At 70.4% G+C, this 21,868-nt stretch carries 16 protein-coding genes and 1 pseudogene; 12 read left to right on the top strand and 5 right to left on the bottom strand.

The window, feature by feature from the left end:
* Nucleotide 1: 1 nt before the first annotated feature.
* From ACG83_RS12515 to ACG83_RS46605, 10 genes and pseudogenes are all read left to right on the top strand, one after another.
* Entirely contained in the window at nt 2–820 is an 819-nt protein-coding gene (locus ACG83_RS12515) for a carbohydrate ABC transporter permease (protein ID WP_054566600.1), read from the top strand.
* Nucleotides 817–2,091 (top strand): ABC transporter ATP-binding protein, encoded by a 1,275-nt coding sequence (locus ACG83_RS12520; protein ID WP_083473164.1) that lies wholly within the window; start codon nt 817–819, stop codon nt 2,089–2,091. The genes ACG83_RS12515 and ACG83_RS12520 overlap by 4 nt, the downstream gene beginning before the upstream one ends.
* Nucleotides 2,088–2,690 carry a DUF4442 domain-containing protein gene (locus tag ACG83_RS12525; protein ID WP_054566276.1) on the top strand — a complete coding sequence of 201 codons (603 nt, stop codon included), beginning with the start codon at nt 2,088–2,090 and terminating at the stop codon, nt 2,688–2,690. The genes ACG83_RS12520 and ACG83_RS12525 overlap by 4 nt, the downstream gene beginning before the upstream one ends.
* On the top strand, nt 2,677–4,428 hold the full coding sequence (locus ACG83_RS12530) for a long-chain fatty acid--CoA ligase (RefSeq protein WP_054566277.1): 1,752 nt from the start codon (nt 2,677–2,679) through the stop codon (nt 4,426–4,428). Before ACG83_RS12525 ends, ACG83_RS12530 begins: the two co-directional genes overlap by 14 nt.
* A gap of 132 nt (nt 4,429–4,560) precedes the next feature.
* Nucleotides 4,561–6,027, top strand: a complete 1,467-nt coding sequence (locus tag ACG83_RS12535) for a cytochrome P450 (RefSeq protein WP_054566278.1) — start codon at nt 4,561–4,563, stop codon at nt 6,025–6,027.
* Between the two features lie 151 nt (nt 6,028–6,178).
* Nucleotides 6,179–7,753 (top strand): acyl-CoA carboxylase subunit beta, encoded by a 1,575-nt coding sequence (locus ACG83_RS12540; protein WP_054566601.1) that lies wholly within the window; start codon nt 6,179–6,181, stop codon nt 7,751–7,753.
* Nucleotides 7,750–7,968 (top strand): hypothetical protein, encoded by a 219-nt coding sequence (locus ACG83_RS12545; protein ID WP_054566279.1) that lies wholly within the window; start codon nt 7,750–7,752, stop codon nt 7,966–7,968. Before ACG83_RS12540 ends, ACG83_RS12545 begins: the two co-directional genes overlap by 4 nt.
* Nucleotides 7,969–8,141: 173 nt before the next feature.
* Nucleotides 8,142–8,921, top strand: a complete 780-nt coding sequence (locus ACG83_RS12550) for a tyrosine-protein phosphatase (protein WP_054566280.1) — start codon at nt 8,142–8,144, stop codon at nt 8,919–8,921.
* Nucleotides 8,922–9,263: 342 nt separating this feature from the next.
* Nucleotides 9,264–14,471 carry a diguanylate cyclase gene (locus ACG83_RS12555; RefSeq protein WP_063793044.1) on the top strand — a complete coding sequence of 1,736 codons (5,208 nt, stop codon included), beginning with the start codon at nt 9,264–9,266 and terminating at the stop codon, nt 14,469–14,471.
* Between the two features lie 2 nt (nt 14,472–14,473).
* Nucleotides 14,474–14,578: pseudogene (locus ACG83_RS46605) on the top strand (transposase); the annotation flags it as partial.
* Between the two features lie 78 nt (nt 14,579–14,656).
* On the opposite strand, the gene ACG83_RS12560 reads toward ACG83_RS46605, so the two are convergent.
* The 4 genes from ACG83_RS12560 to ACG83_RS12575 all read right to left on the bottom strand — a co-directional run bounded on the left by ACG83_RS12560 (nt 14,657) and on the right by ACG83_RS12575 (nt 18,971).
* The gene (locus ACG83_RS12560; protein ID WP_054566282.1) at nt 14,657–15,121 is read right to left on the bottom strand and encodes a nuclear transport factor 2 family protein; all 465 of its coding nucleotides are present in this window, start codon (nt 15,119–15,121) and stop codon (nt 14,657–14,659) included.
* Nucleotides 15,122–15,202: 81 nt separating this feature from the next.
* The gene (locus tag ACG83_RS12565) at nt 15,203–16,249 is read right to left on the bottom strand and encodes a zinc-binding dehydrogenase (RefSeq protein WP_054566283.1); all 1,047 of its coding nucleotides are present in this window, start codon (nt 16,247–16,249) and stop codon (nt 15,203–15,205) included.
* Nucleotides 16,250–16,284: 35 nt separating this feature from the next.
* The gene (locus ACG83_RS12570) at nt 16,285–16,746 is read right to left on the bottom strand and encodes a limonene-1,2-epoxide hydrolase family protein (protein ID WP_054566602.1); all 462 of its coding nucleotides are present in this window, start codon (nt 16,744–16,746) and stop codon (nt 16,285–16,287) included.
* Between the two features lie 53 nt (nt 16,747–16,799).
* Nucleotides 16,800–18,971, bottom strand: a complete 2,172-nt coding sequence (locus ACG83_RS12575) for a molybdopterin-dependent oxidoreductase (protein WP_054566284.1) — start codon at nt 18,969–18,971, stop codon at nt 16,800–16,802.
* A gap of 93 nt (nt 18,972–19,064) precedes the next feature.
* Here ACG83_RS12575 and ACG83_RS44095 point away from each other — a divergent pair, with 93 nt between their 5' ends.
* Nucleotides 19,065–19,931, top strand: coding sequence for an IclR family transcriptional regulator (locus tag ACG83_RS44095; RefSeq protein WP_054566285.1), 867 nt, complete (start codon nt 19,065–19,067; stop codon nt 19,929–19,931).
* A gap of 121 nt (nt 19,932–20,052) precedes the next feature.
* Here the strand turns inward: ACG83_RS44095 and ACG83_RS12585 are convergent, their stop codons facing one another.
* The gene (locus ACG83_RS12585; protein ID WP_054566603.1) at nt 20,053–20,706 is read right to left on the bottom strand and encodes a TetR/AcrR family transcriptional regulator; all 654 of its coding nucleotides are present in this window, start codon (nt 20,704–20,706) and stop codon (nt 20,053–20,055) included.
* A gap of 113 nt (nt 20,707–20,819) precedes the next feature.
* Here ACG83_RS12585 and ACG83_RS12590 point away from each other — a divergent pair, with 113 nt between their 5' ends.
* Nucleotides 20,820–21,827 carry a hypothetical protein gene (locus ACG83_RS12590; protein WP_054566286.1) on the top strand — a complete coding sequence of 336 codons (1,008 nt, stop codon included), beginning with the start codon at nt 20,820–20,822 and terminating at the stop codon, nt 21,825–21,827.
* Nucleotides 21,828–21,868 lie beyond the last annotated feature (41 nt).

The raw sequence follows: 21,868 nt of genomic DNA on the forward strand, positions 1-21,868 counted from the left end.
GATGCCGTGGGCCCGGACTGGTGCGGCCGCCCGGCACGTGGCTGTGCTGACTGTCATCGTGGGGCTGCTGTTCCCGCTGTTCTGGGTGGCGATCACCTCGCTGCGGCCGGCGAACGACCTGTTCTCCACCAGCCCGGTCCCATGGCCGATGTCGGCGGAGAACTACCGGGACGCGCTGTTGCGGTTCCCGATCGGGATGATGCTCCTGAACACCCTGATCATGGCGCTCGGCGCGACCCTGCTGCAGGTCGTGGTGGCCATCGGGGCGGCCTACGCGGTGGTGCGCTTCCGCCCGCGCTGGGGCGGCGCCGTGGTGCTGCTCGCGGGCGCGGCGTTGGTCATCCCGCCGCAGACACTGATCATCCCCCAGTTCCTGGCCGCCAGCCACCTGGGCTGGCGCAACAGCTACCTGGGGCTGATCATCCCGCAGCTCGCGGCGTGCGGCCTGCCGATCCTGCTGCTGCGGGAGTACCTGGCCGCCATCCCCACCAGCCTGATCGAGGCCTCGGTGATGGACGGCGCCCGGCCGGCGGAGACGCTGCGGCTGGTCGTGCTGCCGCTGTTGCGGCCGGCGCTCGCCGCCGTGTCGATCCTGGTCTTCATCAACACCTGGAACGAGTACCTGTGGCCGACGCTGATCGCGCCCCAGGCGAACCGGACGACCATCCAGGCCGGGTTGCAGCTGCTCGGGAACCAGGAGGGCCCGCCCTCCGGCGCGCTCCTCGCGGCCGCGATCATCACGACGCTTCCGGTCCTCGCGGTCTACGCCGTCGCGTCGCGGCGCATCACCAACGCCTTCCTTCAGTCGGGGATCAAATGACGGACGCAGTGCAGACATCCGTGGCGGCGGTGCCCGCACCGGCGGCGGTGCCCGCACCGGCCTGGGCCTCCGAGCCCGCCCAGGCGGACCCGGCCGCCGCGGCCGCCGCCACCGCCGCCACCGCCGCCACTGCGGCCACCGCGGCCACCGCGGCCGCGCCCTCCGGTGGGATCGAGCTGCGTTCGGTGCGGAAGTCGTACGGCGCGACGCTGGCGACGGACCTGCCCGCGCTGACCATCCCGGCGGGCTCCTTCACCGTGCTCGTCGGCCCGTCCGGCTGCGGCAAGTCGACCCTGCTGCGCATGATCGCCGGTCTCGAGACGCCGGAGGCCGGCCAGATCCACATCGATGGGCGGGACGTCACCCGCGCCGAACCCGGTGACCGGGGTGTGGCGATCGTGTTCCAGGACTTCGCCCTCTACCCGCACATGACGGTGGCGCGCAACGTCGGCTTCGGGCTGACGCTCGAGGCGAAGCACGCCCGCCGGGGTTCGCTGCCGCGAGCGGAGATCTCACGGCGGGTGGGTGAGGTGTGCGACCTCCTCGGGCTGGGTGACAAGCTCGGCCGCAGGCCCCGCGAGCTCTCCGGCGGCGAACGACAGCGGGTGGCCCTGGCCCGGGCCCTGGTCCGCCGCAAGCCTGTGCTGCTGCTCGACGAGCCGCTGTCCAACCTCGACGCCGGCCTGCGGGCACATGCGCGGGCCGAGCTCATCCGGCTGCACCGCGAGGTGGCGGGAACCTTCGTCCTGGTCACCCACGACCAGGCCGAGGCGCTGTCGCTGGGAACGAGGGTGGTGGTCCTCAACGAGGGCCGGCTGGAACAGGCCGGAACTCCGGAGGAGATCTGGAACCGCCCGGCGAACCTTTTCGTGGCACGTTTCCTCGGCAGCCCCGCGATGAACATCCTGCCGGACTCGCGGGGCCCGACCGGCACCGGGACCGGTACGGGCACCGGGACCGGCAGCGCCACCGCCGACGGCGCCGGGGCGGACGACCGGCACCGGCTGCTGGGCTGGCGCCCGGCCGACGCGATCATCTCGGACGTCACCGGCCCACCGCCCGACCCGGGCGCGGGCGAGGCGTTCGAAGGCGTCGCCGATGTCGTCGAGTTCGTCGGAGACCGGCGGATCGCCCACTGCGTGAGCGAACGCGGCCCGTGGAGCGTCGAGTTTCCGGCGACCATCCGGATCACCGCCGGCCAACGGATACGCGCACTGGTTCCCGCCGGATCCCTGCACCGTTTTGACGCGCAGACAGGAGTGAGACTGTGACGACCACGCCGGCTCCGGCCGGAACCCGAACCTCCCCGTTCTCCGCCTTCCATCCGTTCGCCGGCGAGAGCCCCGACTACGACGGCCTGCGCGAGGTTCTGCAGAACTTCGTCCCCTTCAACACCCTCGTGGACCTGACCATCGCCGAGGTCTCTCCGACCGCTGGCCGGGTCACGATCGCTCACCGCGCTGAGCTCACCAACGCCGTCGGCACCCTGCACGCGGGTGTGCTCTTCCTGGCGGCCGACATGGCGGGCTCGGCGGCGTTCCTCGGGGCGACCGCCCACCGGCTGCGGGGGCTGACCATGTTCGTCCTCAAGAACTGCCGGATCGACTTCCTGAAGCCCGGTGCCGGTGACGTCTCGGTCGCGGTCGTGATGGACGAGCGGATCCTGACCGCCGCGCTGGCCGACCCCGGCGCCGTGCGGGTGAGCTGTGACGCCAAGGCCTACCTGCGCGACAGCGCGGGGATCCTCATCGGGAAGGCCTACCTCGAGTTCGTCTGCGCGTTCGACGCCGTCAGTGCCCCTGATGCTGTCGTTGCCCCTGATGCTGTCGGCGCCGACGACGAGGGCTCGGCGGGCCATGCCCGGCGCTGAGGCGGGCTCCGTCCCCGTGCCCCGGGCCGAGCCCGAAGCCGCCGACCTCGCCGCGGAGGAGAGCATCTGGCTCGTCCTCGGCCGGGGCCTCGCCCGCCACGGCGACCGGACCGCCGTGCGCCATCTGACGGAGCGGGGCTGGGAGGCCGTCAGCCACCGGGAGTTCGGCGAACTGGTGGATCGGTTCACCGCCCGGCTGCGCGGCCACGGCGTGCGGCACGGCGACTGGCTGGCGCTGATGGGCGACAGCAGTCTGGACTGGGCTGTCGCCGACCTCGCGGCCCTGCGCATCGGGGCCGTCGTGGTGCCGATCTACCCGACCAGCTCGGCCGACCAGGTCGAGCACATCGTCCGGACCACCACGCCCACCGTCGGCGTCGCCGACACCCCGCACCGCCGCGCCCTGCTGCGCGACGCCGGCGTGGGCACGGTCATCGTCGACCCGACAGCGCCACTCGACCCGACAGCGCCACTCGACCCGACAGCGCGAGTCGACCCGACGGCGCCACCCCGGCTGACACCGGTGGGCTCCGGCGTGCCGGCGGGGTCGGTGCTGGCGGAGTCGGTGTCGGCGGGGTCGGTGCCGGTCGACGCCGTGGCGGTACGTGACGACGGCGGCCGTCCGGTGACCGCCGAGGATGTCGCCACCGTCGTCTTCACCAGCGGCACCACCGGCGAGCCCAAGGGCTGTGTGCTCACCCATCGCAACGTCTACTGCGGGGCGGCGAATGTCGCGGCGGCGCTGCCCGAGATCTTCGCGCCGGCCGACGGGACGGCCCCCCGCACGGTGATCGCCCTGCCGCTGTCCCACATGTACGGCCGTTCGACCCTGTTGGCGACCCTGCTCGCCGGCGGTGAGGCGGTGGTGGTCCGACAGCCGGCCGAGATGTTCGGTGCGATGTGCCACCGGCCGCCGACCTTCCTCGCGCTCACCCCCTACCTGCTGGAGAAGCTCGACCGGGCGGTGCTGGAGGACGAGCGGGAGGGGGGTGGCCGCGCGGCCTGGGCGGTGGGCTCGCTGGCCCACGTCATCTGCGGCGGTGCGTCCCTGGCGCCCGAGCATCAGGAGTCGTTCCGCCGCCGTGGAATCACGGTCCTCGGCGCCTACGGCATGACGGAGTCGGCGGCAGCCGCCGCGGTCAACCGGGCCGCGGACAACCGGATCGGCACGGTCGGCCGCCCGAACCCGGGGACGTCCGTCGTCGTCGACGACTCGGGCGAGCTGATCATAACGGGCGGGAACGTGTCGCCCGGTTACTGGGGCGAGGCGGATCTCGACCGGCGCGAGCCCGGTCCGTACTCGGTCCGTACCGGTGATCTCGGGGTCGTCGACGACGACGGCTTCATCCGGATCACCGGCCGACGCAAGGACATCCTGGTCACCTCGTCGGGCAAGAACGTCGCGCCCGCGCCGCTCGAGGACCGGCTGCGCGCGGACCCGCTGATCAGCCAGTGCGTCGTCGTCGGCGACCAGCGGCCGTACGTGACCGCGCTGATCGCCGTGGACCCCGCGGAGGCGACCCGGCGGCGCCTGTCGCCCGCGGACGTCGCGGACCGGGTCCAGCGCGCGGTCGACGCCGCGAACACCCTGGTGTCCCGGGCCGAGTCGATTCGGCGGTGGCGCCTGGTCCCCGGCGAGCTCAGCGTCTCCACCGGTCATCTCACCAGCTCGGGAAAGCTCGTCCGGGCAAAGGTCCTCGTCGATCTCGCGGACGAGATCGACGCCCTCTACCGCTGACCGCGTCGCGTCGGGTCGCCCACCGCGCGGCCACCAGCGGCCACCAACGGCCTTCGCGCCGAGCGGCACCGCGGTCACCGCGGGACGGAGCCGCAACCCGGCCCCGTGTCTTCGCCAAGGAAGGACGTCATCATGGCAGCCGGAACACTGAGCGCTGTTTCCTCTCCTGTACCTCCCGACGATATACCGGACGCGATCGTCACCGCGGAGGAGTTCGGCTCGGACGGGTACAGCCTGGCCTGCGTCCGGGTCGCCCGCCGGCTGGGGCCGATCTACCGCTGGCGAATCAGCGACGACTACGCCCCGCTGCTCATCTCGTCCCAGGAGCTGGTTGCCGACGTCTGCGACGACGCGCGCTTCGGAAAGGACCTGGGCGCGGGACTGCGCTTCGCGCGGGAGTACATCGGGGACGGCCTGTTCACGGCATACACGGAGGAGGAGAACTGGCGGAAGGCGCACACGGTCCTGCGGCCCGCGTTCGCGGTCGACGGCCTGCGCGGCTACCACGCGTTCATGATCCGTGCCGCCCGCCGACTGCTCGACCGCTGGGACCAGGCGGCGGCGTCAGGGCCGCGCGGCACGGCCGGGACCGCGGCGACCCCGGTCGACGTCCCGGGCGACCTGACCAGGATGACGCTGGACACCATCGGCCTCGCCGGCTTCGGCTACGACCTCGACTCGTTCGCGCGCGACGAGCCGCATCCGTTCGTCAGCGCGATGAACGGGGCCCTGACCTACAGCCGCCTTCAGGTGGGCTGGGCACCCGGCGACGAGGATCCGGAGCTGACCCGGCAGTACCGGGCGGACTGCGCGACCATGGCCCAGATCGTCGACGAGGTGATCGACGCGCGGAAGGCCGCGCCGACCACCGGCCCGCGGGATCTGCTCGACCTGATGCTGACCTCCCCGTACTCGCAGACTGGGGAGCTGCTCGACGAGCTGAACGTCCGCTACCAGGTGATCAGCTTTCTGATCGCCGGCCACGAGACGACGTCCGGGCTGCTGTCGTTCGCGCTCTACTACCTGATGAAGAATCCGGAGACGCTGCGTCTGGCCCAGCGAGAGGTCGACGCCGCCTTCGGTGGGGATCCCGATCCCGAACCGGGCTTCGCCGAGGTCCGGAAGCTGACCTACATCCGGCAGGTCCTTCAGGAGGCGCTGCGGCTGTGGCCGACGGCCCCGTCATTCGACCGGCGCCCGCTACACGACACCCTGCTGGCCGGCCGGTACCCGGTCCGGGCCGGTGAGACGATCAGCGTGGTGACCACCATGCTGCACCGCGACCCGGTGTGGGGCGACAACGTCGAGCTGTTCGATCCCAGCCGGTTCGACCGTGACCAGATGGCCCGGCGCCCGGCGCACTCGTACAAGCCGTTCGGCACCGGGCAGCGGTCCTGCATCGGGCAGCAGTTCGCGCTGCACGAAGGCACGTTGATGCTGGCCCTGCTCGTCCACCGATACCGCCTGCTCGACCACGCCGACTACTCCCTCGACGTACGACAGACGCTGACCCTCAAGCCGGCGTGCTTCACGATGACGCTGGCCCGCCGGTCGCCCGCTGACCGCGAGCGATGGACGTCCGCCACGCCCGGGCGGTGACCGACCCGCGCCGGCAGGCGCGGGGCCAGCGACAGGCAACAGTCGCGGAAGGCATCACCAGGAGGTTGGTCCGTGACCGACCGAGTGATGAGAGTAGGCCCGTGTGACCACCGTGTCCGACCAAGCAGTCCACGATCCCCGCGACGGCGACCTGGTCCGCGCGACCGCGGCGCCGGTGAACCGGCTGCGGGAGGCGACCCGCGAATTCAACGCGCTGCGCAGCGGAATACGTGGCGGCCTCGCCGCCGACACCTCCGCCCAGAAGAAGAGGGGGAAGTGGACCGCGCGTGAGCGCATCGACTATCTCTTCGACGACGGCACCTTCAACGAGGTCGAGATGTTCCGCCGGCATCGGGCCAGCGGGTTCGGCATCGAGCACAAACGGCCGCACACCGACGGTGTGATAACTGGCTGGGGGGCGATCGAGGGCCGCACCGTCTTCGTCTACGCCCACGACTTCGAGGTCTTCGGCGGCGCGCTCGGCGAGGCCCACGCCGAGAAGATCAGCAAGGTGCTGGACATGGCGGCCGCCGCCGGCGTCCCGGTCATCGGGCTGTGCGACGGCGCAGGCGCGCGTATCCAGGAGGGCGTCACGGCGCTCGCCGGCTACGGCGACATCTTCCAGCGGATCACCCGGAACTCCGGGGTCATTCCACAGATCAGCGTCATCCTCGGCCCGTGCGCCGGGGGTGCGGCCTACTCGCCTGCTCTGACGGACTTCGTGTTCATGGTGCGTGGGATCTCGCAGATGTTCATCACGGGCCCGGACGTCGTGCAGGCCGTGACCGGGGAGATCGTCAGTCACGAGGGCCTCGGTGGCGCCGACGTCCACGCCACGCTGTCCGGGGTGGCGGCCGGCGCCTACGACGACGAGCCGACGTGCCTCGACGACATCCGGTATCTGATGTCCCTGCTGCCGGCGAACAACCGTGAGCTGCCGCCGACCGTGGCCACCACCGACCCGGCGGACCGCCCGACCACCCGCCTGCTGGACGTGGTGCCCGCCGAGGGATATCGCTCCTACGACATGCGCATGGTGATCCAGGAGATCGTCGACGACGGTGACCACTTCGAGCTCCACGAGACCTGGGCGCCGAACGTCGTGTGTGCCCTGGCCCGGCTGGACGGCTCCACCGTCGGGATCGTCGCGAACCAGCCGGCGGCGTTCGCGGGCGCGTTGGACATCGACGCGAGCGAGAAGGCGGCCCGGTTCGTGCAGACCTGCGACGCCTTCAACATTCCGCTCGTCACGCTGGTCGACGTCCCGGGCTTCCTGCCCGGTGTCACCCAGGAGCATCAGGGGATCATCCGGCACGGAGCCAAGCTGCTGTACGCGTACTGCAACGCGACGGTGCCTCGGGTCCAGGTGATCCTGCGCAAAGCCTACGGCGGGGCGTACATCGTGATGGACTCGCGTTCGGTGGGCGCCGACCTCTCCCTGGCGTGGCCGACGAACGAGATCGCGGTCATGGGAGCCGAAGGCGCCGCGAACATCATCTTCCGGCGGGACATCTCCTCCGCCGACGACCCCGACGCCCGGCGGGCGCAACGCATCGCCGAGTACCGCGAGGAGCTGATGCACCCCTACTACGCGGCGGAGCGGGGCCTGGTCGATGACATCATCGATCCCACGGAAACCCGGCAGGCCCTGATCAGAGCGCTCGCCATGCTGCGGTACAAGAATCGGCCGCTGCCGGCGCGCAAGCACGGGAACCAGCCCCAGTGAGTGGTTCCGGGGCGCTGGCGCTGCGCATCGTCAGGGGCGGCCCGGAGGCCAGCGACATCGCCGCCCTGGTGGTGGCCCTTCGGGCGCTGGACTCCCGTCGCTCCCGCCCTTTCCTGCGTGCTCAGGGGTCGGGCTCCCGGACGGCCGACGGCCGTCCGGCGTGGACGGCACCGGACCTGTGCCAGCCCACCGGCGTCTCCTGGACGGACCGCTAGATCCTCACCGGGCGGTGCCGCCGACCCGGGAATCTGTCAGACCAACCAGATGGGTTCTTGTTCGCCATGATCCTGTTCGTCACGGAATCTTTGCCGGAATCCGTCGCGGCGTTCACTGCGAAATTCACCGCGAAATTCAAGGCGGCATTGTCGGGACGCCCGGGTGTTCCGGCATGACCGCCACCCGGCACGAGCCCCGGTGGATCACGCTCGTCGGCGCCCACAATGTCCGCGACCTGGGCGGGCTGCCCGCGGCCGGCGGTGCCGTGCGCCCGCGGGCGCTGCTGCGCGGCGACAACCTCGACGCGCTGACCACCGAGGACATCGCGGTGCTGGGGAACGACGTCGGCCTGCGTGCGGTGGTGGACCTGCGCGCGCCGTTCGAGAGTCCCCGGGCGGCCGCATGGTTCCCGGAGCTCGGCGTCTCCTGGCTGCACGAGCCCCTGGCCGACCTCTCCGGTCTGACCGATCCGGCGGCGTTGCGCTACCGGGCCGGCGACGAGCTCGCCGCCTTGTACACGACGATGCTTGAATCGGCCGCCACCGGCCTGGTCCGCATTCTGCGGTTCCTGGTCTCGGGCGGGCGGACACCCGCGCTGGTGCACTGCGCGGCGGGCAAGGACCGCACCGGAATCGTCGTGGCGGTCCTGCTCGCGGCCGCGGGTGTCGAACGGGACGCGATTCTCGCCGACTATCTCGCGACCGAGCAGCGAATCCAGCGGGTCAGGGCGGCGCTGGACCGCCGCGCGGAGTACGCCCACCTGCGGGCCGCGGGCTCGTCCGCCCGGGGTTCCGGGGCTGTGCCCGCCCTGGACCCGAGGGCCGTCGGCAGCGTGCTGGATCTTCTCGATCACGCCCCGGGGGGCGCCGTGGGGTTCCTCGTCGCGAGTGGCGCGAGCACCGAGGAGATCGACCGCTGGCGTGAGCTGCTCATCCAGCCCGCCGGGGACTGAGAAGGCCCGGTGGTGGTCTCGTCTGCGCTTTGTCGACCATCGCGCGAGGGCGTAACTGAACCGTGTAACAACCGCCTTCGAAGTCCGACGGCGCCCGCACCCGCGCGGCCTGCGTTTGGCAGGCGCGGGTGGGTCTGCCGAGAGGGAGTGAATCCTCTGCCAGGCCAACGGAGATCGCCGGGTCCGCCGGGTGGTGGTGGTTGTGGTGGATGTGGAACCCGCCTGGCGACTCTTCCGACGTGCGGACCGGGAAGCGGCGGGTGACAGTGGAGGAGGCCGCCAGAGCCGGCCGGCGGGGACCTACGCCGGTTATGGAAGGAACCTGTCGACGTGGGAGCTTTGATGATCCCGGGGGTGACCCTGGGGAGTGAACTGGGTCAGGGCGCCTCAGCTGTGGTGTATCGCGCTGTGCGGAACGGCGAGCACTACGCGGTGAAGTTGTCCCGTCATGTCCCGCCTGCTGAGGTGATCCGTTCCTTCCGGAGGGAAGCCACCGTCCTGGCGTGCATCCGGCATCCGAACATCGCCAGAGTGTTCGCCGCCGGGGAGGTCGACGGCAGGCCCTACCTGGTGCTTGAGCTTGTCGACGGGGATTCGGTGGCCGCTCGTCTCGGCGCCGGCCCGCTGTCCATCCCCGACACTCTGCGCGTCGGTCGAGACGTGGCGAGCGCGCTCGCGGCCGCGCACCGGCTTGGACTCGTCCATCAGGATGTCAAACCAGCGAACATCATTCTCGGCCCGAGTAGCCGGACCGTCCTGGTTGACTTCGGATTGCTGGGTCGGGCCGGTGGCGTCGTACGGGACACCGTTGTCGGCACGGTCCGGTTCAGCGCACCGGAGCAACTCGGCATGCTGAACCGGCCCGTGGACGCCCGCTCGGACCTGTATGCCCTCGGCATCGTGCTGCATCTGTGCCTCACCGGCACGCCGCCGTTCGAGGCTGACGATGTCGCCGGGCTGATGAGGCTGCACGCCGTGGCAGCGCCGCCAGACCCGAGGAGCAGACGCGAGGGTATCCCGCCGGGTCTCGCGAACATCGTCCGCACTCTCCTGGCCAAGGACCCGGATGACCGTTTCCAGTGCGCGGAGGATCTGCTGGCGGCGCTTGGCGCGGTCGCCGAGCTGGAGTCGCCTACGGCGGCGGCCCAGCCGTGCCCCGACGGGTCGGCGGACCGTCTGGTCGGTCGCGCCGTGTGGCTCGAGGTGTTGCGGACGGCCTGGCACCGGTGCCGCGGCGGCGATGGGGAGCGAACCGTGGTCGGTGTCGGCGGCGACGCGGGTCTGGGTAAGACCCATCTGGTCCGGACGTTCGTCCGGGAGGCATGCGCGTCTCCTCGGACCATCCTGATGGAGGCGAAGTGCGCTGATCTGGCAGACGCGCCGTTCGCCACGTTCCACGCCTTGGTGGACAGTTATCTGCGCGCGCCGCCCGCAGCCGGCCCTACGGCCGAGGCCCCGCTCACGCGACTGCGCGCGGCCGCCGGTGATGATGCTGCCGCGCTCACCCATCTTCATCCCTGCCTAGGCGATCCCGACCGTCCTCGGAAACCGGAAACGGTCGACGTGGCGGACACTGGAGTTCAGCTCCGGCTGGCCGCGGCGCGATTCGTTCGGCATCTGGCCCGGCTCAGCGGGGGCCTGCTGCTGTGGGTGGATGACACGCAGTGGCTCGGCGCGGCGGACCGCCAACTCCTCGAGGAGATCGCCCGCGATCCGGCGCCGGCGCCGCTGCTGGTCGTCGCGACCGCCCGTGACGCCGCCGGACTGCTCTCGGCCGGGACCTCCCGCAGGGTCGCCGTCTGGCTGGAGCCGCTCAGCGAGCCCGAGGTCGCCGAGCTGATCCGGAGCTTTCTCGGCGATGTCGCCGACGACCGCTTCGTCCAGGACATAGCAATCCGTTCGTCCGGTAGCCCGCTTGCGGTCTTCGAGTATGTGCGGGCAGTGATAGATGCCGGCCTGATTCAGCCTTCATGGAGTGGTTTCGATCTTGACCGGGAGGGATTCGACTCGCTCGCCCTCCCGGACCACGTGCTGGGGCTGATCAGACGTCGCGTCGCTGCCCTGAGCCCCGCTGCGCTGCCGTTGCTGAGAACCGCGGCGGCGATCGGGCACCAGTTCGACGTGGACGTGCTGGCGGCCTCGTCCGGTGCTCTTCCGGAACGCGTAAGGCTCGCCCTCGCCGACGCCGAGCACCACCAACTCGTCACGCCTGCGCAGGGCCGGTGGTCCTTCGTGCACGACTGCGTGCGCGAGGCGCTGCTGCTGACCTTCGGCAAGGATGGCCTGCGCCGCGCGCACGCGGCGATCGCCGACGCATTGGAAGCGAGAGGCGCGACCTGCGGCACCGACCTCTTCGCCGTCGCCCGCCACGCGATCAGCGGAGGACTGCCGGCGGCCCGGCAATATCGTCATACCAGGGCCGCGGCCGAGGCCGCGCTCGCCGAGCGCGCTCCGGTCGAGGCGGAGGATATGTTTCGCGCGGCCGCGAAGGCGGCGGAGCGGGCCGGCGTCGCCCCCGACGCCGCGTTCGAAACGGGCTTCGGTCTTGCCTGCTCCCGCCGCATCCTCCCGGATCAGGCGCGTGTGCACTTCGCGCGTGCCTTGGAGCTGGAGAGCGACGCGCTGGCCCGGGCGGTACTGCATGCCGAGGCGGCGGGCGTTGAGTACGGGATGCGGAACTACACTGCTGCGGCCACCCATGTCCGTCAGGGCCTCGCCGAGGTCGGGCGACCGTTCCCGAATTCGGCGCTGGTCGGCCCGGTAGCGCTGGGCCGTCTGCTCTGTGCCTGGATCGTGCGCTGGCCGGCGACCGGGTTCGGAACGGCGACCGGCGAGACAAGACGGCGGTACGAGATCGAGCTGCGGTTACACGAGGTCGGCGGCCCCAACGCGCTCTTCCTTTTCCACGTCCCCTCTTTTCTGTGGCATCTCAGTGGCTTGTACGCGATGCGACGGGTTGGCATCGGTGAGCTTTTCATCCGCGGACACGTAATGATCAACGTCGCGGCGGCGGAGTTGGGTCGAGGGCGGGCGGTGCGCCGCTCGATCGACACCTTCCGGGCGCTGGCGAGCAAGACCGGTAATCCGGTCCTTCTCGCGGAGGTCGACCTTTACGCGGGTATCGCGCTCCAGTTCCTCGGCGAGACGACGGCCGCCAGCGAACAGCTCGAATCGACGCTGCGTCGGGCGGCCCGCTGGGTCGACGCCTCTCTGTATGACAACGCGGTGACGGCGGCCACCCTCGACCTCTCCTACCGAGGGTTCTGGCGCGAGGGCTTGGCTTGTCTGGAACCGGGTGCCAATGGCATCAATCACGTCTTGAATGACCTCCGAATTACGAGATGTCGACTGTCGCGCGCGCTCGGAGGTGCTGGCGAGCGCCTCGGGCCAGCACTCACTGAACTTCCGCCAGCAGAAAAGGAGCCGGTCCGCAACTTCTTCGCCTATCACGGTCTGATGCAGAACGACCTTGAGGAAGGTCGACTCGGAGAGGATTTCGACCGGCTGGTGACCCAGGCCGATGCCCTCGGCTGCACGCCGCTGCGGACGGCAAAATACTATAGATACTATTGGATCACCAGGGCGCGAGGGCGCCTTGAACAGGCGCGGCTGGCGATCGGCGATGATCGGGCGGGGCGGGTGAGGGTGGCCCGCCGCTGCTTGAGAGAGGCGTTGCCGGCTGCGGTGACGCCCCTGTTCCGTGCTGATCTACTTGTGCTCAAGGCCATTTCGGACCAACTGGTCGACAGGCCAGGACGGGCATTGAGATGGTTGGCGGCGGCCGAACGGCTCGCCCTCCGGCTGGACGCTCCCCGAATCACCTTCGACGTGTTCGTCGAGCGGGCACGGTGCCTGCGCTCGCTCGGCCGCGATCGCCAGGCACGTGAGCAGGCCAGGTATGCCCTGTCCTTGGCGGACGGTTACGGTTGGGTCCCACGCGGGCGTGCAGTCCGACACGAGTTCGAACTCTCCGACAGTGCGAACAGTCAGGTCGGGAAGCCTGCCGTGGTGAGTTCGGGCCGGGACCGGCGCCGCCTCGACGCACTCCTGCGAGTCAGTGCCGCTGCGGATGTGACACTCGATCCGGACGCGGTTGCTGACATCGTCCTCACCGAGATCATCGATATTCTCGGCGCGGACCGTGCCATCCTCCTCTTTCCCGCGGACCCGACCGGAGATGGAGACCGGCCGCACCCGCACAATGCCGCCGCGCTGATACCCCACGCCTGGCGGACGGCCGGGGAAGACGCCCCGATGGATCTGTCTCGCTACGCCCGTAGCATCGTCGCCCGGGTTCACGCGGAGGGAAACCCTCTGGTCGTGACCGGCACCTCGGAAGGGGCGGCGCTCGGCTCCGACAGCGCGGTCCAGCATGGACTGCGGAGCATCCTGGCCGCTCCGGTCCCGATCGAGGGCCGCGCTGCCGGGGTGATCTACATAGACAGCCAGGTCGCCAAGGGCCTGTTCACCGAGGACGATGTTGACGTTCTCGTGACACTGGCCAAGCAGGTCGGGATCGCGCTGCGCACGGCGGAGGCCGCCCGTCTGCAGACTCGCCTTGCCACCGAACGCCGGCAACGCGAGTTGGCTGAGGTGCTACGCGAGGTCGCCGAGCAGGCAGGGGCGACGCTGCGGTCAGGAGACGTCCTGCCGAGGGTCCTGGCCGCAGCGCGGCCTGTCCTTCCGCATGACGCGGCGTGGGTACTGGAACGGCGGCCCCAGGCGATGATGCGGGTCATGGAGGTCACCGGAAACGTCGATTCGCGCGCGGTTGGGACGGTTCTTCCGGATCCCCCGGCCCAGCTGGCGCCTGCCTTCGACGGTGTCGCGGTCAGCGACACCAAGGTCGCTGTCCACCTGCCGGGCACGCCCTGTCCGCTGACCTCCTGGCTGGCGCTACCGGTCGCCCCGCCCCGCGCCGTCCCGACCATCCTCGTGCTCGCCTCCCAGAACGAGGGCCAGGAGCGGGCCCTCCAGACCGAGGTGGCGCGGATGGTCCTCGACACCGCGGCGACGGCCTACGAGAACGCGCGTCTGTATGAGGAGGCACGGCATTCGGCCGCGACCGACCCCCTCACCGGGCTACCCAACCGGCGGCATTTCCTTGAACAGGCACGTGTGAAAGCGGGCGTCCGCGCGCAAGCGGGGGCAGCTATGTCCGCCATGATGATCGACGTTGACCGATTCAAGCAGGTGAACGACGCGCACGGTCACAATATCGGCGACGAAGTTCTTGTCGAGATCGCCCGGCGGATCGAGCGGTCGTTGAGAAGTGACGATCTCGCCGGGCGCCTTGGCGGGGAGGAGTTCGCCGTCCTCGTTACCGGCGACGCCGAGATGGCCTACGCGCTCGGCGAACGTGTCCGGCTAGCTGTATGCACACACCCCGTGCCGACTTCCACCGGTCCACTGACAATTACCGTCAGTGTCGGTACGGCGTCCTTCGAATCTGCGGAGTCCTCGATCCCCGCAGTACTGGAACGCGCCGATCAGTCCCTGTATGCCGCGAAACGCGGGGGTCGGAACCGGACTGTCACCGCGGAGCACTGACCGGAGAGGCCGTCCGAACCGAGTTCCAGGTCCTCACCGAGATCCGTAACCGGGGTGTCGAGGACGTGTGCATCGCCGTCTGTGACGGGTTGAAAGGCCTCCCGGAATCGCATCCAGCCCTCCGCTGCCCTATTAGGCCGTCCTACGGGCTTCTAACCGGTGAGGAACCGGACGGGAGGGACGTGCTAGCGGCTGCCGGTGGCATCGACGATCCAGGAGAAGTCGCCGTTGGCGAGAGCCTCGCGCCATTCCGCGGGTGCGGGGCCCATCAGGGTCTGCATATCCCAGTAGTCCTTCCAGAGGGTGATCACGCCGTCCTGCACGACCTGCACCGACAGGCAGGGCAGCACGATCTCCTCGCCTGAGGCGAAGCGCCAGATCTCGTGATGCTCCGTCATCACCGTGTCGCCTTCGCTGACTGTCCTGATCTGATCGTTCTCAAAGGCGGCGAGGCTGTCCAGGACGGACTTCGCGCGAGCGACGATGCCTTTCGGCCCCTTGGCCGCCAGGGTGGGCCCTGCGGGCACGTCCCAGTACACGGAGTCGTCACCGAAGAAGTCGTGGAGGTGCTCCCAGTCACGGGCGAAGAGTGTCTCCCAGAACTCCGCTACAAGCGCCTCGGGGCTCGTCGTGGACGGGGCGTCGGACATGGTCGGCTCCTAGTACGCGGTACGACGGTGCGGTACGACTATGCGGAAGGGGGCTGCCGTTGCCGTGGGCGGGTACTGCCCTCAAAGCGTGACGACGGTGCGGCCCTTGGTCCGGCGGTTCTCCATGGCGTCGAGCCATTCGGGGACGTCGGCGAGCGTGATGCGCTGGCCGATGACCGGTCGCACGATCTCCCGTCGGGCCAGCTGCAGGATCTCGTTCCAGATGTCGATGCCCTTCGCCGTCGACATGAAGTTCATCCCGAACGCCCGGGAGGGGCGGGGGTTCTCGACGGTCATGAAGCAGACGCCACAGATATCGAAGTTTCCGTAGATGCTCGGCTGGAGGTTGACGCCCGCCTCCTCGGCGGCCGCGTCGGCCGAATAGCCGATGATCAGATGGCGGCCGTTGAACGCCATCACCCGGAACGTGTCGCGGGTCGTCTGCCCGCCGACGGTGTCGAACGCGACGTCGACGCCCCTGCCGTTGGTGACGTCCAGGGTGTACGCGACGAAGTCATCCTCCTGGTAGTTCACCGCGTAGTCCGCGCCGAGGCCGCGCGCGAACTCGACCTTCTCCGCCGAGCCGGCCGTCGCGATCACGGTCGCTCCGGTCGCCTTGGCGAGCTGCACGGCGCCCGACCCGATCCCGCCGGCCGCCGCGTGGATCAGCACGACATCGCCTGCGGAGGTCCTCGCCCGCTCCTTCAGCGCCAGCCAGCTCAGCATGTACGGGAAGTACATCGCGGCGGCCTCGGCGGTGCCGAGCCAGGACGGGACCAGCTGTACCGTGCGCTCCGTGAGGACGGCGACCGAGGCATAGCCACCTTTTCCGCCGGCGGTGCACCCGACGACCCGCGCGCCGCGCAGATGGTCGGTACCCGCCCCGCAACGCTCGACGACGCCGGCTGCGACCATGCCGGGAACGAACGGGGGATCGGTCTTGAACACCCACCGCCCGTAGATCGAGTCGATGTCGTTGAAGTCGAGGCAGAACGCCTCCGTCCGGATCCGGACCTCTCCCGGACCGGGCTCGGGTACGTCGACGTCGCGCATCTCGAGTGCGCTGGTGGGCGCGGCCAGCCTCGTGGCGACCCAGGCCTGCGCCACCGCGGTCTCGTTCGTCGTCACTGCTGTGCCCTCCGTTGTCACTGCGACGGGTTCCGTCACCGGACACCGGTGGCGTCGTAAAGCCAGGACCGGTCACGTCCAAGGTTCGCGATCCAGGACGGGGGCGCCTTCGTGAGGAGGGCCTGGAGGTCCCAGTAGTCCTTCCAGATGGCGATCACACCGTCGCGTATGACGTGTACCGAGACGCAGGGAAGCACGATCTTCTCCCCGCCGGCGAACTGCCAGATCTCCGCGTGCTCGGTCATGACCGTGTCGCCGGAGGCCACCGTCCGAAGATGGTCGTTGCCGTAGAAGACGAGGGCGTCGAGGACCGACGTGGCCCGGGCGATGATGTCCTCCGGGCCCCTGGCCGCCACGGTCGGGCCGGTGGGCACATCCCAGTAGACGGAATCCGGGCCGAAGAACGTGCGCGCGCGGTCCCAGTCGCGGGTGTACATCGCTTCCGTGAACGCGGCGACGATCTCCCTGGGGGTCGCGCGCGCCGTGGTGTCGGGCATGGTCAGCTCCTTGGTGCCGGCCGGCCGCTGGCCGGCGGAAGGCTGGTGGACGGCTAGCGGACGGGTGATGGGGCGGCGTCCGGCTCGGCGCACACGTCGACGGGAATCGCGGTGATGTGGGACATGCAGCTCACGGGATCGAAGGCCCCTGGCCCCCGCGGTGTCAGGACGTTCACGTTCGCACCGCCACGGCGCTGGGCCACCGGCATACCGGTCGTCGCCGCATTGCCGAAACCGTGGGTCATCGCCACCACGCCGGGGCGCAGCCGCGGGTCGAACTGCACCTCGGCGGCAAGCGCGCCCCACTCGTTGCTGACCGAGACCCGCGACCCGGCGGTGAGACCGAGGCCGGCGGCATCGTGCGGGTTCATCCAGAGCGGGTTCGGCCAGTCGCCGGGGCGTCTCGTCGGCAGGTTTCCCATGGCCGAGTTCAGCGCGTCCCGGGTTCGTCTCGTGACCAGTTTGAAGCGCCCCGGATCCTCGGCCCGGAGCTCCTCGAACAGGGCGTGCCCCCGGGCGAGCGTCGAACCGAGCGCCTCGGGCACGCAGTCGAGCGGGCCGTCGACCCCCAGCCGTTCCCGGGAGCGTTCGGCGCCGTCCTCATGTAACGGCACGACGCCGCCCGCCGCGCGCAGCGCGGGCACGTCGAGGCCCTTCGGGGCGAGCGCCCGGTCGAACAGCAGCGGCAGGGCGTCGGTCGCGGCCGGGTCGAGCAGGGGCGTGCGGCCCATCGCCTGCAGAATCTGGCCGAGGATGCGCCACTCCTCGCGCTGCTGCGCGTCGGCCTCGACCACGGCCGGTGTCCACTGCAGGTAGGGCTCCACCTGAATGCCCTGGACGAAGGTGTTGAGATCTGCCCGCTCGAACTGGTCGGTGGCCGGGAGCACGAAATCGGCCAGCTCACCAGTGGCGTTGCGGTAGAGGTCGATCGTGACGAGCAGGTCGAGCGAGCGCAGTGACTGCGTGAGCTGGGGTCCGCCGCCGACGCTGAGCGCCGGGTTTCCGGCCACGACGACCAGCGCCCGCAACGGCTCCTCGGCCGCGCCGATGAACTCGGGGAGCAGGGCGGCGGGGAGCAGGCCCATCGCGCGCCGGAAGTCACCCCATTGAGTCGTGTAGAACGAGGCCGCGGTCCGGTCGACGGGTCCGAAGCGTGCCCCGATCCCGCGGGCGGGGAAGTAGTTACCGCCGGGCCGGTCGAGGTTTCCCGTCAGCAGGAGCAGCATCTGGACGAGCCAGTAGGCGAGGGCACCTTGGCGGCCCATGTTCAGGCCGGTGGACACATGGATCGCCGCGGACCCGGCGGCCGCGAAGTCCCGGGCGAGCTGCGCGATGACCTCGGCGGGAAGGCCCACGACGTCGGCCACCGCGTCGGGGGAGTACGGGGCGACGAACGCGGCGACCTGCTCGGCACCGGTGACCGTTCCCTGCTCGGCGTCCGTCCGGAAGCCCACCGTGCGGTGGATCTCGTGCAGGATCGCGGCGAGCAGGTAGGGGTCGCTGTCCGGCCGGATCTGCAACGTCGGGCCGATGTCCGGTTCGACGTCGACGGGGTTCACGAAGATGACGCGGCCGCCGCGGTCGCGGATGCGCCGCAGCTCCACGACCGGGTTGGCGACGCTGATGAACGACGACTTGCTGACCCGCGGGTTGGAACCGATCACGAGCAGCAGCTCGGTGCGCCTGAGATCGGGGATCGGGTTCGCGCTCGGCGAGCCGTAGAGCAGCTCGGCGACCGCGTACTTGTTGGAACAGTCCTGCGTGGCGGCGGAGAAGACCCGATCCGTCCCCAGCGCGCCCGCGAAGTGCCCCGAGGCCGCGCTGCCCAGGGCGTTGAACGCGACCGGGTTCCCGATGTAGATGCCCGCCGCCCTCGGGCCGTGCTCGGACATGGCGTCCCGCATCCGCGCGGCGATCTCCTCGAGGGCTTCGTCCCACGAGACGGGGACGAAGCGGTCGCCTTCCCTGCGCAGCGGTACCCGCAGCCGGTCCGGGTCGCGGTGCAGGTCGATGGCGCGAAGGCCCTTGTTGCATGCGGCGCCGCGGGTGACGGCGTGATCGTGGTCCGGCCGGAGACGGACGAGATGGCCGCGCTCGACCGTGGCGACCGTTCCGCAGCCGGCCTCGCAGAGCCGGCAGTAGGTGCGGACGGTGCCAGCCGGCCCGTCGAGCAGCCCGGCCGCGGTGCCTGTGCGCCCATGGAGGTGAGAGGACTCAGGATTCATGGATCACCAGATCGTGCATGGCGGCAGACTCGCATGGTTGAGACATGCACCACAAGGGTTGCATTATGCAACCGGCGTGGCAAAAGTACGGACATGGCCCGCCCATCGCCGCAGACAGACAGGGTTGTCGCGCTCATCGAGCTGATCGCGCTGCGTCCCACCGAGGGCGTGACCCTGGCGGACGTCACCCGCGGCCTGGGCGTGAACAAGTCCACCTGCCACTCGATGCTCAGCGCCCTCACCTCGGCAGGCTGGCTGCTGCGCGACCCGGTCCGCAAGCGCTACTGCCTCGGCCCGGGTCTGGTCGCGGTCGGCCGGGCGGCCGACGACGGCTTTCCCGCGCTCGCCTTCGCCAGGCCGGCGATGGCCGAGCTCAGCGCCGCCGCCGGCGCGAACTGCCTGGTGCTGACCATCGGCCGAGACCAGTTGACCGTCGTCGACGAGGTTCGTCATCCACGGGCCGCGGCCGGCGGCCTGCGGGTCGGCTCCACGGTCCCGCTCCGTCCACCGTTCGGGACCGCCGTCCTCGCCGGCGACGACACCGATCGCTGGCTGGCGCAGGCGCCGGCCGCGCACCGTGAGCGCTACGCCGCGGCGTTGGCCTCGGTCCGGGCGCGGGGCTATGCCGTCGAGCTGGCGCCCGCGCCCACCGAACAGCTGCGTCGCCTCGCCAGCCGCCTCGGCCTGCCCGGGCTGATGGAGCGGCTCACGGAGGAACTGACTGGTGATGACTACCACCTGGTCCAGGACCTCGAGCCCGAACGCGAGTACGACACGACCTCGATCAACATCGCGGTACCCGGCCCGGGGGCCCAACCGGTCCTGCTGCTCGGCCTGACCTGCCTGCCCGCGCCGCTGTCCGGTGCCCGCATCGCCGAGCTCGGCAGCCGGCTCATCGAGGTGGCCGGCCGGCTGGGCACCGCCCTGGCGGGGACGTCCGGAGCAGCGCCAGCCTCGTAGCCCATTCACCGGCGTGCACAGACCGCTGCTGGTCAACGCTTCTTCCAGCGCGGCGGCCGCTCGCACCCACTCCGACCGCACCCGGTGACAGTCGCGGACAACCGGTCGGGCGTGCCGCACGTCAGGGTGATGACGACCGGGTGGGGCTCTCGGCGGCGTCGAAAGCGGGCGCGAGCGGGGCCAGCGCGCCGCGGAGCAGGTCGGGCAGCGGGCCGGAGGGTATGAGCAGTCCTGTCGCGCCGGCGCCGGTCGTGCCTGCGCCCTGAAGCCACTCGTCGAGCGCGATGCGCACGGCCGTGGCCACGCTCGCCGCAAGAACGCGGGCGGTGCGTGCCTCGGCATCGCCGAGGCGCTCGGCGATCACCGCCGCAAGAGGGGCCTCGATGCCGGCGGTGCTGTCGAGGAACGCCGCGCGCAGCGCGGTCCGGGTGGTGATCAGCAGCAGTGCCGCACGTTCGTCCTCGCGGGTGTTCGTGTACTGCTCGACCACCGCCTCGGTGACCGCGGCGGCCAGGCGCACCTCGGCGGGCCGGGCCGCCACCGCCGCCGCGATCCGTGCCTCCCGGTCCGCGGTGACGGCGGCGACGATCGCCTGCTCGCGGCTGGCGAAGTAGTTGTTGTACGTGCGTGGCGAGACCCCTGCCGCTTCGGCGATGTCCTCGACGCGCACTCCGTCCGGTCCGCGCTCCACGGCCAGGCGCAGGGCCGCCTCGCGCAGCGCCTCGCGCGTGGCCTGCTTCTTCCGCTCTCGCAGCCCCGGTGGTGATGTCACGATGCCAGCCTTCCACAGATGACTGCGTACACGCAAATTTGCGTGCGCGCATTTTTTCTGCGAGTCTCGGCTCCACCGCGACCGATGGAAGGGATGACGCCATGCGAGCCAGAGGAATGACCTACGACACCGGACTCGTCACACACGGCCGGATCTCCCGTGAGCACCTTGACCCCGTGGTCGTGCGACGCGAACTCACCGTCATCCGCGACGACCTGCACTGCAACGCGGTTCAGATCATCGGCGGCGACCCGGGCCGACTGGAGCTGGCCGCCGGCTGCGCCGCCGAGCTCGGTCTGGAGGTCTGGTTCTCGCCCTATCCCCTGGAGCTGGACCCGCAGCAGATCCTCGCGCTCTTCCGCGACTGCGCCGAACGGGCCGAGCGGCTACGGATGCAGGGCGCCACCATCGTGTTCGTCGCCGGTGTGGAGCTGAGTGTGATGAACCGTGGCTTCCTTCCCGGCGACCGCCCGGAGGAGCGGGTCACGCAGCTCATAAGCGATCCCGAGCGGCGAGCGCACGCGATGAGCGAGCTCGGCGTGCGCATCAACACGTTCCTGCGCGACGCCGCGGCAGCGATCCGCGAGCGCTTCCGGGGAAAGCTGACCTACGCATCCATCCAGTTCGAGCAGGTCGACTGGACTCCCTTCGACTTCATGACATTCGAACTGATCCGCTCAGCCGAGGTCGCCGACCGATTCCGAGAGGGGGTGCGTGCCCTGGCACGAGGCCCGAAGCCGCTGGCCCTGACCGGTTTTGGCACCGCGGCCTACCGCGGCGCGGGGGACCGGGGTGGGCGGGTACTGGAAGTTGTCGAATACGACCCGCACACCGGGGCACCGGTGCGGCTGAAAGGGATATACGAACGCGACGAGACCGGCCAGGCCGCATACCTCAGCGAACTGCTGGAAATCTTCGACACCGAAGGCGTGGACAGCGCATTCGTCTACCTCTTCGCGCTGTCCGGCTTCCCCTACCGCCCCGACGGTGACCCCCGCGACGACCTGGACCGCGCCAGCCTGGGCATCGTCAGACTCCTCGAAGGGCGCCAGGGGCATACCTACCCCGACCTGGAGTGGGAGCCCAAGGAGGCTTTCACCGCAGTGGCACGGCGGTACCGGTAGTCACGAGCCACCTTCACCCTCGGGCTACAGACGGATCACCG

The sequence above is a fragment of the Frankia sp. R43 genome (assembly GCF_001306465.1).
GTDB classification, from domain to species: Bacteria; Actinomycetota; Actinomycetes; order Frankiales; family Frankiaceae; genus Parafrankia; species Parafrankia irregularis.

Coding starts and splice junctions, on each gene's coding strand:
- ACG83_RS12515 (WP_054566600.1), top strand. CDS start 2: ATGCCGTGGGCCCGGACTGGTGCGGCCGCCCGGCACGTGGCTGTGCTG.
- ACG83_RS12520 (WP_083473164.1), top strand. CDS start 817: ATGACGGACGCAGTGCAGACATCCGTGGCGGCGGTGCCCGCACCGGCG.
- ACG83_RS12530 (WP_054566277.1), top strand. CDS start 2,677: ATGCCCGGCGCTGAGGCGGGCTCCGTCCCCGTGCCCCGGGCCGAGCCC.
- ACG83_RS12535 (WP_054566278.1), top strand. CDS start 4,561: ATGGCAGCCGGAACACTGAGCGCTGTTTCCTCTCCTGTACCTCCCGAC.
- ACG83_RS12550 (WP_054566280.1), top strand. CDS start 8,142: ATGACCGCCACCCGGCACGAGCCCCGGTGGATCACGCTCGTCGGCGCC.
- ACG83_RS12555 (WP_063793044.1), top strand. CDS start 9,264: ATGATCCCGGGGGTGACCCTGGGGAGTGAACTGGGTCAGGGCGCCTCA.
- ACG83_RS12560 (WP_054566282.1), bottom strand. CDS start 15,121: ATGTCCGACGCCCCGTCCACGACGAGCCCCGAGGCGCTTGTAGCGGAG.
- ACG83_RS12570 (WP_054566602.1), bottom strand. CDS start 16,746: ATGCCCGACACCACGGCGCGCGCGACCCCCAGGGAGATCGTCGCCGCG.
- ACG83_RS12575 (WP_054566284.1), bottom strand. CDS start 18,971: ATGAATCCTGAGTCCTCTCACCTCCATGGGCGCACAGGCACCGCGGCC.
- ACG83_RS44095 (WP_054566285.1), top strand. CDS start 19,065: ATGGCCCGCCCATCGCCGCAGACAGACAGGGTTGTCGCGCTCATCGAG.
- ACG83_RS12590 (WP_054566286.1), top strand. CDS start 20,820: ATGACCTACGACACCGGACTCGTCACACACGGCCGGATCTCCCGTGAG.